Raw genomic sequence first — 14,561 nt, 5'->3', positions numbered from 1 at the left:
CGCGCGCATACCGGGGGTGGTTTCACAGGGGGCGGCGCGATGGCATAGCGTGGATGTCCCTTCCCAGGGGGTGATGACCAAACGATGGGAAGGCGAGGGTGTCATCCATGGAATTGAACTCAACGGGACGGGAGATCCGTGTCGCGCTGCTGGAGGATCAGCAGGTGTTCCGCGAGAGCCTGGTGGCCCTGCTCGAGGGCGCGGGGATGAAGGTGGTGGCCCGGTGCGCGGAGACAGGCACGTTCCTCTCCAACGTGCGCGCGGCCGCGCCGGACGTGGCGGTGGTGGACCTGCGGCTGGAGCACGTGGGCCGCGAGGGCGCGGAGGACGGATTGAACGCGCTGAAGTACCTGCATGACTTCCATCCGCAGGTGCGCGCGCTGGTGCTGTCCGGACACCAGGAGCCGGACGTGGTGGAGCGCTGCTTCCAGGCGGGAGCGGCGGGCTACCTGTGCAAGCTGAACGCGGGCGTTGACGACGTGGTGCGGGCCGTCGGGCGTGTGGCCCGGGGCGAGCGGCTGCTGCCCATGGACATGCTCCACGCCAGTGCCCTGCACCTGGACGACCTCGAGATGCCGGGCTCCGCGCTGTCACGGCTGACCCTGCGCGAGCGCGAGGTGCTGGGCTACGTGGCGGCCGGCGCGGACAACCTGAAGATCGCCGCCCACCTGGGCATCACCGAGCGCACGGTGAAGGCCCACCTGACGAGCATCTACCGCAAGCTGGGACCGGAGAACCGCGCCCAGCTCGCGGTGATGGCGTGCGAGCTGGGCGTGCCCCGCCCCGTGCTGGCCTGAGGCTGTTCCCTCAAGGCGGCGCGGCTTCCTCCGTGCCGTCTTCCAGCGCTTCCCGGGGGGCGCCCAGGTGCTGGAGGAACCACTCCCCGGCGAGCTCGGCCACCTGCTCCAGCTCCGAGTCCTCCTGGAAGTGGTGGGTGGCGCCCGGGATGATGTCCATGCGCTTGTCGGAGCGGAGCGCTTCGTAGGCCCGGCGGTTGATGTCCAGGCCCAGCGTGTCCGCGCCGCCCACCAGCAGCAGGGTGGGGGCCTGCACCTTGGGGAGCACCGCGCCGGCCAGGTCCGGACGGCCGCCACGCGACACGACGGCCTCCACCTGATCAGGCCGGAAGGCCGCGGCCGCCAGCGCCGCGCCCGCGCCGGTGTGCGCGCCGAAGTAGCCCACGTTCAGGCCCGCGGTGGGGCCCTCTCGCCGGAGCCACCGGGCCGCGCCCGCCATGCGCATGCCCAGCAGGCCCACGTTGAAGCGCAACTGCCGCGTCCTGCGCTCCTCCATCTCCTCGCGGGTGAGCAGGTCCATCAACAAGGTGCCCAGCCCCATCGCCTGGAACAGGCGCGCGGTCTGCGCGAGCCGTGGACTCTGGAGGCTGCTGTCGCTGCCGCGCGCCAGCACCACCACGCCCCGGGCCCCCGAGGGCACCGCCAGCCGTCCTCGGACGAGGACGGCGTCATCGACCGGCACCATCACCTCGCGCTCCAGATGCGAGCGCGCCGCCGGTCCGACACCACGTTGTCGCGCCTGGGACTCCCGCGCTTCTTCCCACCCGTGGTCCTGCCCTACCGCATTCAACCCCGTTCGTGACCGGGGACCTGTCATACAGGCTCCTCCCGTCTGCGTGTGGCTGGTTACCGCGTCTGGCTGAGACACAGTCTGAACATGGCCCCACCCGTTGTGACCTGCCGGAGGGGGCCGGGTGTCCAGCGTAGGACAGGGCCCGCGGGGCAGGCCACGACGCCCCGGGGAGGGCGCCCTTCCTTGCACGCCACCCCTGACGGGGTGGGGCGGTTCAGGGCTTCGTGGCCACCACCAGCTCGAAGGGGCCGGGCAGCACGTGCGCGTCCGTGAAGCCCGCGGCGGTGAGCCCTTCCAGGTAGAACTCCACCTCGCGCAGCCGGCTCACGCACGTGTCCACGCCGATGAGGAAGTAGGACCAGAAGAACTGGGCCGCCAGCCGCTCCGGGGTGCGGAACTCCTCGCAGATGAGCACGCGTCCGCCGGAGGGCAGGGCGGCGAAGGCGGCCTGCATCAGCGACCGCGCCACCTCCGCGGGCCAGTCATGCAGCACGCGCACGAGCGACAGCGCGTCGTAGCCCCGGGGCAGCGGCTCCTTCAGGAAGTCGCCGCCCACGAAGCCCAGCCGCTTGGCGGACAGGCCCGCGCGCTCGCGCGTGCGCGCGACGAGGGGTTCCGTGGCGGGCAGGTTGTAGACGTCCACGGAGAGCATCGGGTGCTGGCGCAGCAGGTGCTCCGCGAGCGTGCCGTCCCCGCCGCCCACGTCGAGCAGCCGGGCCTCGGAGGGCCACAGGGTGCTCGCGTGCGCGCGGAACGTCTCCAGGATGGGGCCCAGGCCCGCGGACATGCTGGCCTCGAAGCCCTCCACCTGTTCGGGCGTGCGCGGAGGCCAGTCGAACGACGTGGCGGACATGGAGTGCTCGCCGTGCAGTGTCTCCGGCAGCCGGCCGTACAGGGCCTTCCAGTCGTACTTCTCGCGGTCGCGCTCCAGCGACCCCGCGCCGAGCACGAGCTCCGCCGCCTCGCGCAGGCCGGGCACGCCCCGGTAGCGCGCCGCCTCCAGCGTGTCGCTGGTCTGCTCGCGCTGCACCAGCCCCAGGCTCTCAAGGCAGTCGAGGAACTTGTAGAGCCGCTTGGGCCGCAGGTCGTACTTCGTGGCCAGCTCGCCCAGCGTCACCGGGCCGGGCTCCAGCGCGTCCAGCAGGCCCAGCTTCAGCGCGGTCTCCACGACGTCCATCGCGCGGGCGCCGTTGAACAGCAGGTGCAGCAGGGCGCGAGGCGACGGCGCCTCACGTGTGAAGGGAGGCATCTGGCTGCTCATGCGGCTTCATTGTGCTGCGCTTCGATGAGCGCGTCCATGAAGGCGTCCACTTCCTCGAGCGTGTTGTAGAAGTGTGGCGCGGCGCGCAGGAAGCCCCGGTGGCTGCAGATGAAGCCTCGCGCCACCAGCCGCGCCGTCACCTGGGCGTCGCCGGGGAAGCTCATCGCCACCACGCCGCCGCGCTGGTCTGGCTCTCTCGGCGTCACCACGCGCAGGCCTGCCTCGTCCGCGCGCGCCATCAGCTGGCCGGTGAGCTTCAGCGAGTGCTCACGCACGGCGTGGATGCCCACGTCCTTGATCAGCTCCAGGCCGGGACGGGACAGCAGCACCATCAGCGGCGCGGGTGTGCCGCCCATCATCCGGCGCGCGTCCGGCGCATAGTCCGTCGTCTGCTGGAAGCCGAGCGGTGACGCGCCGGCCAGCCAGCCGGTGACCGCGGGCCGGAGCGTGGGCAGGAGCCCCGGGCGCACGTACAGGAAGGCGGCCTCGGAGCCGCCCAGCCACTTGTGCGCGCCGCCCATGAGGAAGTCCACGTCCAGCTGGCGCACGTCCACGGGGACGGTGCCCACGGTCTGGTACGCGTCCGTGGCGATGAGCGCTCCGGCCGCGTGCGCCGCCCTCGCGATGCGCGCGACGTCCAGCACGGCGCCGGTGGCGAAGGCCCCGTGCGCGACGCAGACGATGAGCGTGCGCTCATCGATGGCCGCCTCCAGCGCGGCTTCGTCCACGCGGCCATCCTTCGACGGGACGACGACCAGCTCCGCCCCGTAGCGCGCGAAGCCCTTCCAGATGAAGGGCACCGTGGGGAACTCCAGGTCGGTGATGACGACGCGGCGGCGCTCTCCGGTGAACTCCAGGCACGAGGCCAGGCGCGACAGGTGCGCGCTCAGGTTGGTGTCCAGCGCGACGGAGCCGGCGGGTGCGCCGATGAGCTCCGCCACCCCGTCCGCGTACGCCTGCATCTGGGACAGCCACATGTCCCAGGTGTCATCGCGCCACGCGCGCATCGTGTTCCAGTACTGCGCCAGCACGCCCTCCACGGCCCGGGGCAGCGCCCCGGTCGAGTTGCTGTTGAGGTACGTGCAGGTCTGGAGCAGCGGGTACTCCGCGCGCAGGGCTCCCGGGAGTGCCGCCACGGTCACGACTGGCTCCGCAGCTCCTGGGCGTGGGTGTACGCCGAGACATGCGCGGCGTGCGGATGCGCGTGAGGTCCGTGAGGAGTCGGAGCGTGGGGCACCGCCGCATGCGGCCCGTGCGCCACCGGCGCGGGAGCCGCCGCCGCATGGGGAGCGGGCACGTGCGGCACCGACGCGTGCGGGGCGTGGACCACCGGCGCGTGCGCCACGTGCGGAGGATGGGCCGCCGCGTGCGGAGCGTGTGAAGCCAGAGCCGGCTGTGCGTGGACGGCCGGAGCATGGGCCACCGGCGCGTGCTGAGCATGCATCGGGCAGCCGCCGCCGGTGCGCGCCTCGTGCGCAGGGACCGGGGCCGCGTGAGCCGTCGCGGCGTGAGCCACCGAGGCGTGCTGCGCATGGGCCGCGTGGATCTCCGAAGCATGCGCCATGACGGCGTGAGCCACCGAGGCGTGCTGAACGTGGGCCGTAGCGGAGTGCGCATGGACCGCGGAGGCGTGCGCCGCCGGAGCGTGGACCGGGGCCGCGTGGGCCGCCGGAGCGTGGACCGGGGCCGCGTGGGCCGCCGGAGCGTGCTGCATGTTCATCGGGCAGCCGCCGCCGGTGCGCGCCTCATGCGCAGGGGCCGGGGCCGCGTGCGCCGTCGCGGTGTGATGGACCTGCGCCGCCGAGGCGTGCTGCGCGTGCGCCGCCACATGGGCGTGCGCCGCCTGCGCCTGGGCCACCGGCATGTTCACCGCCGTGTCCTTCATCGCGTTGATGGCGGCCATCGGGCAGCCGCCGCCGCGCGACTCACCCGGCGTGTAGCCACCCTCGCGCTTCCAGCCCGCGGTCAGCTCCACGCGCACGTCCCACAGCGCGCGGAACAGCGGCAGCGTCATGCGCGCCTGCAGCACCTGCGAAGGCAGCCCGTCCAGCGCCTTCACCGTGCGGTCGATGCCAATCGTCCGGCGCACCAGCTGGTAGTGCGCGTACAGCCATCCCTGGAAGCTCTCATCCACCGTGACCAGCTGCTCGCAGACGTGCTGCAGGTCCTTCGGCCCCCCAGCCGAATAGACCTGGAACAGCGTCAGTCCGCGACGCGCCAGCATGCGCTCCATGGCGGACTCCAGCCCGTCCGCCGCGAGGCGCAACGTGTTGTAGCCCGGCGACTCCTGGCCGCTGCCGTTGCCCAGGCTGCGGCGGATGACCTGGTACTCGGACGGGGTCATCGTCTCCAGGATGGCCATCTCCGCGCTGATGCCGGCGATGATCTTCTGCACCCGGACCAGCCGCGCGGACACCGCCCACAGCGCGTCGCGGTCCATCTCCGCCACCACCTCCACCATCTCCCGCGACGCCAGCTTCAGGTACAGCTCCTGGGACTGGTGGACGATCTGGAACATCAGCTCGTCATGGGAGACCAGCTCGCCTTCCGGAGACTGCAGCGCCAGCAGGGTGTCCGTGTGCAGGTAGCGCTCGTAGTCCAGCTCGCCCTTGCCCACCCACTTCTTCAACATCACGTTGAACAGCGGTTGAGTCAGCTCCTGCTTCAGCTTTTCGGCGTGGCTGTAATCGGTCGACGTATGCAAGGTGCCTCCGGGGGGACGCAGGCAGATCGTGGTGGGTAGAGCGCGCCCCAGTCGGGAGGAACAGTGAGCGCGTAAATCTCTAGAAGCGACTACCTTACAGCCCTTTTGGTGAACTTCAAGTCATACAGGGCTTGCTGGTTATCGATTTTTGAGATTCCCATCCGTCCGGAGTACGGGGTGGCCCGAGGGGTCGGGCTCACCCAGGGGGTGGGTCAGCTCTCAACCGGTGAGGGATTCCGGTTGGGCGACGCCGGGCGAGGCTTGAGGCGCATGGCGTGGAGCTTCTGCGCCAACTCCGCGCCCTGAACGCTCTTGGAGATGTAGCCGTCCGCGCCGGAGGCAATGGCCAGCGAGCGCAGCTTGGCCTCATCCGAGGCGGAGTAGAGGATGAAGCGGGTGCCGGGGGGCGCGTACTGGCGCGCCAGGCCCACCACCTTGTCCCCCTTGAGGGCGGGGAAGTTGACGTCGATGAGCACGAAGTCCGGCTCGGAGGCGCGCACGATGTTGGACACGCCCAACGCGGACGTGTGGGTCTGCACATCGAACCCGTACGCGCTCAGTGAGCGCTGCACGAGGTCGAGCAGGTCCGGATCGTCGTCCACGACAAGGACGCGCGGTTTGGCTTCAGCCATGGCTTCTCCCTAGGTACTGACGAATCGTCTCGATGAGCTGATCGCGGTCCAGGGGCTTGGTCATGTAGGCCGTGCAACCGGCCGCCTGAGCCTTGTCCTGGTACTCGCGACCCGCGTGTGCCGTGACGGCGATGACGGGCACGTTCTGCCCATCCGGCAACGCGCGGAGCCTGCGCGTGACTTCCCAACCGTCGAGCCGCGGCAGGGACAGGTCCATGAGGATGAGGTCCGGCGCGTCGTTGCGGGCCCGCTCCAGCCCCTGCTCGCCGTCCTCCGCCTCGATGAGGTCATACAGTCCGCCAAGGTACCTGCGGACGATGTCGCGGTTCTGCTCGCTGTCCTCCACGTACAGCACGCGAGGCAGCTTCCCCGCGGATGCCGCACGCTGGGTCATCAAGAGGCCCTTGGCCTGCGCGATGACGTCCTCCAGCGCGTGGCCGCCCTTGCGCACGAAGCCCGCGAAGCCGTCGCGCAACAGCGTCTCTTCTTCGGTGGACAGCGTCTTGCCGGTGAGCACCACCACCGGCACGGACAGCTTCTCCGCGCGCAGCCGGCGCAGCACCTCGAAGCCGTCCAGGTTCGGCATCATCAGGTCCAGCACCACCAGCGACGGCGGAGACACCCGCGCCTTGAGCAGCGCGTCCTCGCCGTTGCGCGCCTCGTTGGTGGAGAAGCCCGCGCGGCGCAGGTTGCGGCTGACCAGCTCGCGCGTGGCCGCGTCGTCGTCCACCACCAGCACGTCGCCCGTGGCGGCGGACGCGCCCGCGGAGGCCAGGCTCTTCTGCACCACGTCCACCAGGCGCTCCGGCTCCACCGGCTTCACCAGGTACTCGCACGCCCCCAGGCTGAAGCCGCGGGCGCGCTGCTCCTCCACCGACACCAGGATGACCGGGATGGCGGCCAGCGCCGGGTCGCTCTTCAGCTGGCTCAGGACGGACCAGCCGTCCATGCGCGGCAGGTGGATGTCCAGCAGGATGGCCTGCGGCTTCACCTCGCGGGCCAGCTTCAGCGCGGCGAGGCCGTCATTGGCCGTCACCACCCTGAAGCCCGCGGGCTCCAGCTGACCCGTGACGAGCTGCTGGATGAGCACGTCGTCGTCCACCACCATCACCGTGCTGCCCGGCCGCGCCATGGGCGCGAGCTTCTGGGCCACGTCGTGGAAGGGGACCAGGCGCTCCGTGGCGTGCGGGCTGTCCGCGCCCACGGTCGTCGCCAGCACGTCCGGCAGCCGCACCGTGAAGGTGGAGCCGCGGCCCAGCGTGCTCTTCACGTCCACCGTGCCGCCCAGCACGCGGGTGAGCTCGCGCACGATGGCGAGCCCCAGCCCCGTGCCGCCCACCTTGCGCGTGGTGGTGCCGTCCACCTGGCGGAACTTCTCGAAGATGAAGGGGAGCTGATCCGACGGGATGCCCACGCCGGTGTCCTCCACCGTCATCAGCAGCTCTCCGCCGCCCGCGGGCACCACCGTGAGCGCCACTTCTCCCGTGTCCGTGAACTTGGCCGCGTTGCTCAACAGGTTGAGCATGATCTGCCGCAGCTTCAGCGCGTCGGTGCGGATCTCCTTTGCCTCGGTGTCCACGTTCACCGTGAGGGCCACGTCCTTGCCCTTCAGGTACTCCTTCACGGTGGCCATGCACTCGTCGGCCAGCTCCTGCACGTCCACCGGCTCGGTGACGACCTCCACGCGGCCCGCTTCAATCTTGGACAGGTCCAGGATGTCGTTGATGAGCGCCAGCAGCGTCTTGGCGTTCGTCTTCACCACGTTGAGGTCGCGCCGGCCGTGCGGCGTCAGGCGGCTGCCCTCCTCGCGCATGAGCAGGTCGCAGTAGCCGATGATGCCGTTGAGCGGCGTGCGGATTTCGTGGCTGAAGTTCGCCAGGAACTCGCTCTTGAGGCGCACGGCGCCTTCCGCCTCGCGGGCGCGCTCTTCTTCATTGCGCTTGGCGACGGAGAGCTCCTGGGCCAGCCGGTCCAGGTCCTCGTTCTGCTGGCGGATGATCTCCATCTGGAGCGCGCGCTGCTGGTAGCTCGCCAGGGAGCGGGCGGACACCGCGCGCGTCTTCTTGATCTCCTCCAGGCTGGCGGCCAGCTGCTTGTTGGCGGCCTCCAGCTCATCCCTGGAGGCGCGCAGGGCCTCCTCGTTCTGCTTGCGGTCGGAGATGTCCTCCGTGACGCCCATCACGAAGCGCGCGACGTTCTGGTCGTCCAGGAGCGGAATCTTGCGCGTGGCGAAGATGCGGTCCACGCCGTCCGCGCGGGCCACCTCCTCGAACGTCTTCATCTTGCGCGTCTCGAGGATCTCCGTGTCGATGGCGATGAACGACTCCGCCTGCTCCTTGGGGAAGTAGTCGTGGTCCAGCTTCCCCAGCAACCACTCCTTGGTGACCCGGAACGCGTCCGCGAACGTCTTGTTCACCACCACCAGCCGGCGCGTCTCCGCGTCCTTCACGAACAGCACGAAGGGCAGCGCGTCGATGATGTTGCTGAGCAGGTAGTTGGTGCGCTTGAGCTCCACGCCCGTCATCTGGTGCTGGGCGCGCTCGGCGTGCAGGCGCAGCTCCCGCGCCACCACGAAGGGCAGGTGGCCGTAGCGGTCCTCGCTGACGTAGTCGCGCGCGCCGGCGCGCATGACGGCGGCCAGCGTGTCCGCGCTCCAGGTGGGCGCGCTCACCACGAAGGCCGTCTCACGGCCGCGCTTCACCCAGGCGGCCTGGACGTCCTCCCAGGTCATGCCCGGCAGCTCGGACCCCACCAGCACCAGGGCCCAGGGGCGCTCCAGCGCCTGCTCCAGGGCTTCCCGCGTACTGACGGGCTCCAGCGTGAGCATGGAGAGGATGTCCTCCTTCTCCAACGCGTCGCGCATGGCGCGCGTCTCACGCTCGCTGCCCACCAGGAGCAGGGACAGGGTGTAACCGAGGGGCGCTTCGGCTTGGGCCACGTCGAACGGGTGGTGGGCCATGGTCTGTTTAGTTGGAGCCGAACGCGAGCACGGTCAGCGTGGTGTTGATGTGGAAGCCCGAGTAGATCTCGAATTGCACGTTCATCCCAGCAGCGGACGGTGCAAGCTTCATGGCCTCGGAGAGCTTTGGCAACATGCCCTGGGCCTGCGCGTACCACAGGCGTCCGCTGCAGTGGAACAGGAGGGCGGCCTGGGGGTTTTGCACCCGCCTGGGCAGTTCCTCCTGGAAGAAGTCCCGCGTCATGCCCGCCAGGTCGCCGGCCTTCATCAGGTCCAGCTCACTGCCCTCCTCCAGGAGGTTGGCGAACAGGATGGAGCCGTCCTCCAGGGGGCGCCACGCGGCGCGGATGAAGTACTCGCGGCCCACCTTGAGCGCGGTGGGGCGCAGCGCGAAGCCACCCGGCCGGCCGAACTCCAGGTCCGCGATGTTCTCCACGCCCAGGATGTCCGCGTAGCGCCGGGCGGCGGGCTGGCCGTCGATCTCCAGGGCGCGCGTGTGCGTCTCGTCCACCTTGGTGATGGTCATGCGCTCGCCGGTGGGCACGTACCAGTGCGAGCGCAGCGCGGCCCAGGGCGCGTTCGTCTTGAACAGGGCCACCAGCACGCCGTCCCCGGCCACTTCGCCATCCACGTGGATGAGGGCGGACTGGCGCGCGGGGTCCGTCTCTGAGTCGCTGGCGCCGCCGCCCACGAGCACCAGGGTCTGGTTCTTCTCCAGGATGCCCAGCAGCAGCTCTTCCTTCTTGTAACGGAAGCCGTCGTCAATCACGAGGCCCACGTACCGGCGCGCGTCCAGGTCCTGCTGACGCACGCCCAGCTCCTCGCACGCGCGCTTGATGGCCTGCGCGCCCGCGGCGATGGCGTCCCCGGTGAGGCCCGAACCCAGGCCCAGGCCCACCTCGAAGTCGCCGGAGAGCGCGCCCATCACCACGCTGTTCTCGTGGATGCCGTTGTTGTCCAGCTCCCCGGCGGTGGTGGCGCCCACCAACCGGGTGTCCTTCGGCAGCCGCTCGCGCACCGCGCGGTTGAGCGCGCGCTGGTCGCGCTGGCGGGCCGCGAACAGCGTCACCAGCTTCGGCGGGGGGCCGTGCAACTGGCGCAGGAGGTCCTCGGCGACGGCGACCGGATCCGTGAGGGTGGAACGAGCCGTCTGCATCTTCACGTGCGCCATGAGGACCTCCGTGCGAACCGGCGGCGGCTAGAAGCCGGCGCCGGGGTGTGTCTTGTGACAACTGCCGGTGCACTGCTGGAACGATTCGCGGCCCCCGCCGACGTACATGCTCTCGATGGGGCCGAACTTCGCCACGTGGCTCTCAGGGTAGCTCTTGTGGCACGACAGGCAGGCGGCCTTGCTGGTGCGCTGCGTGGTCTCCTGCTTCAGGTGGCAGGACGAGCACTTCTCCAGGGGCGCGTCGAAGCGGTTGGAGCGCGAGTGGATGAAGTGCGTGCGCACGAAGATGGGCCCTTCCAGTTCGAAGCCCAGCGGAGCATGACACGACGCGCACGCGGCGCGGTTGTCGTTCGCATGGAGGACTTCACCCAGATCGCCGCCCTTGCTGTGGCAGGTGTTGCACGGACCCGTGGTCAGGGCCGCGCTGGTGTGCGTCTTCGTCCCCACCTGGATTTCGATGGTGCGCGACGCCGGAATGTCCTCGCCCAGGTAATTGCGGCGCGCCTTGGCGGTCACCAGGTAGGTGCCGGGCTTCACGTCCGCGGGCAGGGTGTAGGTCCAGGTGTCGCTCACGGGCGCGTCCCAGCGGCCGTCGTTGGGGAAGAAGGCGCCGCCGAAGAGCTTGTTGGCGGGGGGGAAGGTCATGAACTGCGCATAGACGCCGTCGCGCGCCGGGGTGGCGATGGTCTGCACGTCCTGCGAGTCATCCAGGAAGGCCTCCAGGTCGACGATGGTCCGGATGGGCTGGATGTCCTGCGCCGGCCCGATGAGCTGCGTCATCATCATCCGTTCCTGGTGCTTGCGGCGATAGTAGGTCGTCGTGGGGTTGAAGAACGCCTGATAGTACTGGATGCCGCCCGGGCTACCGGGAGCGCCCGGAGGTGCGACCTCATTGTAGGTTGGGAGGCTCCCGGCCTTGTGCAGGCGCTTGCCCTTGCCGTCCTTCAGGGTCATCTGGAAGGTGACGTCCGACCCGGGGGCATACGTGCCGTCCTTGCGGGGCGCCGTCACGGGCTTGATGTCGATGCCGAACCCGTAGCTGAACTCCGGCTGGGACACCTGCGTGACGGGGATGTAGTAGGGGGCGAACGGCCGCAGGCTCCAGCGCAGGCGCAGACCCGCCGTGCGGGAGTTGAAGGTGAGGGTCTGCTTCTTCGCGTGGTCGTACGCGTTGCGCAGCTCCACCAGGGCCTCTTCCTCATAGGCCCGGGCGCCGTTGCAGTCCGTGAGCGAGCGGCAGTCGCGCGTCCACTGGATGGCGCGCATGCGGCGGACGAAGAAGTCGTCGCGCTCCGTGCGGCGGGTGTCGTCGCTGCCGATGTTCAGCAGCACCGGCGCGCCCGTCAGCACGCCGCGGGAGTCCACCGGCTCCACCGTGAAGAGGCTGGTCGCCTTCATCCACGCGGCGTCACGGTAGAAGCGGCGGCGGGTGAAGGTGCCGTCCGGGTTCGACAGGCCCACGAACTCCTGGTCCGCCAGGCGCACACCCGACCACCCGATGGCCAGGAAGTCGCTGTTCTGGCGCAGGCCGTCCACGCCCTCGTCCCTGGACGCGGTGAGGGAGGCGCGCAGGTCAATCTGGTTCACCCAGAAGCTCTGGCCGGCCTTCACCTTGATGGGCACGCCCTTGCCGTTGTCCACCTCCAGCGCCAGGCCCACGGCCGGCTCGCGGTTGCCGCCGCCCAGGATGTCGCCCAGCGACAGGTCCTGGCCCTGCGCCGCGAGCTGCGGCTCCACGTTGGCGGAGGACTCCAGCTCCGTGGACTCCGGACCACCGCACGCCACCGTCAGGCTGGCGAGCGTCGCCAGCAGGCTCGCGCGGCCCGCCGTGAACAGGTGGGGGGAAGTGCGAGAACACCGCTCCCGAATCGTGTCAGTTCCAGCCATGAGGGGACTCCTCCGAACGCGTATGTGCGGACGGCTGCCGAAGCAGCGTCGCGGCCAGTGGACCCGGGTGCCCTTGCGTCGGGGGGACGCTGGCGGAGGGTCACTCTCAAATCCGGCTTTTGCCGGAAACGAGCAGTTCTAGCCACACGGAGAATATCCACAATCAACAGAGCGATTCAACTTCTGAGAATTATTCCACCCAGAGGCGAACTCGAACTGTCCGTGACTGGATGGGAAGGGCCTCTGGGGCGCAACCCACCCGGGAGGGTCATATTCGAATCGATTTTCCCACTTCCTCCTGTGCTTCCAGGGTGAACGGGAGTTCGACCGTGAACTCCGAGCCTTCTCCCAGCCGGGAGTGGACGCGGATGGTGCCGCCGTGGGCTTCGACGAGCTGGCGGACGATGTAGAGACCCAGGCCGAAGCCCGGCGCGCGGCTGTCCGTCGTGACCCGCTCGAAGCGGGTGAACAGGCGCTGCTGCGCCTCGGCGGGGATGCCGGCGCCGTGGTCCCGCACCGACATCTGGACCCGGTGTGAGTCCTCATCCACGTTCACATGCACCTCCACCGGCTGGCCCCGGCCGAACTTGAGGGCGTTGCTGACCAGGTTGGTGAGGACGCGGTCCAGGCGTTGGCGGTCCCAGCGGCCGCGGGCCGCGTCGCGGGCGTGGACGGTGAGGGCGCAGCCGGCGGCGGCGGCCTGGTCCTCGTGGCGGGCGGTCACCTCGTGCGCCAGCTCCGCCAGGTCCATGGGCCGGGCCTCCAGCACCAGCCGGCCGCCGGACAGGCGCGACAGGTCCAGCAGGTTGTGCACCAGCTGCCCCAGCCGCTTCGTCTCGTCCTCGGCCAGCAGCAGCCCCTCGCGCAGGCGCGGGTCCTCCGTGTGCGCGGGCGCGCACTGCAGGCGCACGCGGCGCAGGCGCAGCTGCAGCGAGCTGAGCGGAGTGCCCAGGTCGTGCGCCGCCACGCCAATGAGCTCCAGCGCGTTCTGCGTCGCCGCCAGCAGGCGGGCGTTGTCCAGCGCCAGCGCGGCGCGCGCGGACAGCTCCTCCAGGAAGGCCTGGTCCACCGCGCCGTAGTGGCGGTGGGGCCGGGTGGACAGCAGGCACAGCGCGCCCAGCACGCGGTTGTCCACGACGAGCGGCACGCTCAGCGCGGAGCGCACGCCCAGCGCGCGCCACAGCTCCGCGCAGGTGCTGTCGCTGACGGAGGAGGGCAGCCGGTCTGGATCCACCTCCGCGAAGCGCTCGGCGCGGCCGGTGTGCATGACGCGCGCGGGGCCGGGCTCGTCCTGCGAGGGCCTGCGCAACAGCGGTTCCCACAGCCGCGCCTGGGTGGCCGCGTCCGCGCACGTCACCGCGCCGGGGCGCACGCCGCCCTGGCCGTCCGGCAGGTAGAGCACGCATGCGTCAGCGATCTCCGGCACGCACAGGCGGGTGAGCGCGTTTCCCAGCTCCTTGGCGCCGGCCTGCGGCTGCAGCACGCGTCCCGCCTCCGCGAGCAGCGCCTGCATGCGCTCGGTGCGCTTGCGCTCGGTGATGTCGCGCGTCACCTCCGCGAAGCCCTGCAGCGTGCCGCCTTCCGTGTAGAGCGCGGTGAGCAGCGTCTCCGCCCAGAAGCGCGAGCCGTCCTTGCGGATCCGCCAGCCCTCCGCCTGCAGGCGCCGCTCGCGCGCGGCCCGCTCGCGGTGGGAGGCGGGCAGGCCGTGCGCCACCGCGTCCGGCACGTGCAGCACCTCCACGCGCTGGCCCACGATGTCGGAGGACGTCCACCCGGTGAGCCGCTCCGCGCCCGTGCTCCAGCAGGACACCGTGCCATCCGGCTCCAGGAAGCACAGCGCGTAGTCGCTCACGCCATCCATGAACAGGTGCAACCGCTGTTCACTCTGCACGGCTTCCGCGTGCATGGGGCCCAGTGCGTTGCGCAGCACCACCACCAGCGCGACCAGGGCGCCCAGGCCCAGCAGGCCGGAGAGGATGTCGGAGGCGTGATGGAGGACGGCCCCGTCGTCCACCGTCAGCGTGTGGGCCGTGGACACAAGGGTGGCAAGCAGGATGAGTCCGGCCAGAAGGCATACGGACAGACCTGCCCCGACCCGCTGAGCGAAGGTCCAACGTCGCAGCATGTGGCACTCCCCCCCGACGGCACCGAGCGCTTCTGTGCAGAAGGACGCTCAACATCACCGAAAAGGTGGGGTGAGCGACATCGCACTGTCGGGCAGGGTATCCTATAACCCTGTTTTTACCTGTTTGTCATGAAATCATGGACCCTACCCGCGGGGATGGGAAAGGTCTGGCGGGCAGGACGCGGCGGGGTTGTCGGATGGTGGACGATGCCCCGGCGCTTTCCGGGAGCTC

The 14,561-nt window shown here is 70.2% G+C and carries 10 protein-coding genes; 1 reads left to right on the top strand and 9 read right to left on the bottom strand.

Annotated features, from left to right (window positions below):
• Positions 1-107 precede the first annotated feature (107 nt).
• Positions 108-797, top strand: a complete 690-nt coding sequence (locus D7V77_RS05195; RefSeq protein WP_120575156.1) for a response regulator transcription factor — start codon at positions 108-110, stop codon at positions 795-797.
• A gap of 10 nt (positions 798-807) precedes the next feature.
• Here D7V77_RS05195 and D7V77_RS05190 read toward each other — a convergent pair whose 3' ends face one another.
• From D7V77_RS05190 to D7V77_RS05150, 9 genes are all read right to left on the bottom strand, one after another.
• On the bottom strand, positions 808-1,482 hold the full coding sequence (locus D7V77_RS05190) for a dienelactone hydrolase family protein (protein WP_120575155.1): 675 nt from the start codon (positions 1,480-1,482) through the stop codon (positions 808-810).
• Positions 1,483-1,804: 322 nt separating this feature from the next.
• Complete coding sequence (locus D7V77_RS05185) at positions 1,805-2,839, bottom strand: methyltransferase (RefSeq protein ID WP_120575182.1); 1,035 nt, start codon at positions 2,837-2,839, stop codon at positions 1,805-1,807.
• An 8-nt stretch (positions 2,840-2,847) separates the two neighbouring features.
• Positions 2,848-3,993, bottom strand: coding sequence for an aminotransferase class V-fold PLP-dependent enzyme (locus D7V77_RS05180; RefSeq protein ID WP_120575154.1), 1,146 nt, complete (start codon positions 3,991-3,993; stop codon positions 2,848-2,850).
• On the bottom strand, positions 3,990-5,555 hold the full coding sequence (locus D7V77_RS44210; RefSeq protein WP_199733739.1) for a tryptophan 2,3-dioxygenase family protein: 1,566 nt from the start codon (positions 5,553-5,555) through the stop codon (positions 3,990-3,992). The genes D7V77_RS05180 and D7V77_RS44210 overlap by 4 nt, the downstream gene beginning before the upstream one ends.
• 212 nt (positions 5,556-5,767) lie before the next feature.
• Entirely contained in the window at positions 5,768-6,187 is a 420-nt protein-coding gene (locus tag D7V77_RS05170) for a response regulator (protein ID WP_120575153.1), read from the bottom strand.
• Positions 6,180-9,146 carry a response regulator gene (locus D7V77_RS05165; RefSeq protein ID WP_120575152.1) on the bottom strand — a complete coding sequence of 989 codons (2,967 nt, stop codon included), beginning with the start codon at positions 9,144-9,146 and terminating at the stop codon, positions 6,180-6,182. Before D7V77_RS05165 ends, D7V77_RS05170 begins: the two co-directional genes overlap by 8 nt.
• Positions 9,147-9,153: 7 nt before the next feature.
• The gene (locus tag D7V77_RS05160) at positions 9,154-10,317 is read right to left on the bottom strand and encodes an FIST signal transduction protein (RefSeq protein ID WP_120575151.1); all 1,164 of its coding nucleotides are present in this window, start codon (positions 10,315-10,317) and stop codon (positions 9,154-9,156) included.
• A 27-nt stretch (positions 10,318-10,344) separates the two neighbouring features.
• Positions 10,345-12,204 (bottom strand): cytochrome C, encoded by a 1,860-nt coding sequence (locus D7V77_RS05155; protein ID WP_120575150.1) that lies wholly within the window; start codon positions 12,202-12,204, stop codon positions 10,345-10,347.
• Between the two features lie 268 nt (positions 12,205-12,472).
• Positions 12,473-14,329, bottom strand: coding sequence for an ATP-binding protein (locus D7V77_RS05150; protein ID WP_120575149.1), 1,857 nt, complete (start codon positions 14,327-14,329; stop codon positions 12,473-12,475).
• Positions 14,330-14,561: the final 232 nt, after the last annotated feature.

It is taken from the genome of Corallococcus sp. CA041A (genome assembly GCF_003612075.1).
GTDB lineage: Bacteria > Myxococcota > Myxococcia > Myxococcales > Myxococcaceae > Corallococcus > Corallococcus exiguus.
The sequence above is the reverse complement of the archived record's forward strand: the minus strand, read 5'-3'. Positions and strand labels throughout refer to the sequence as shown.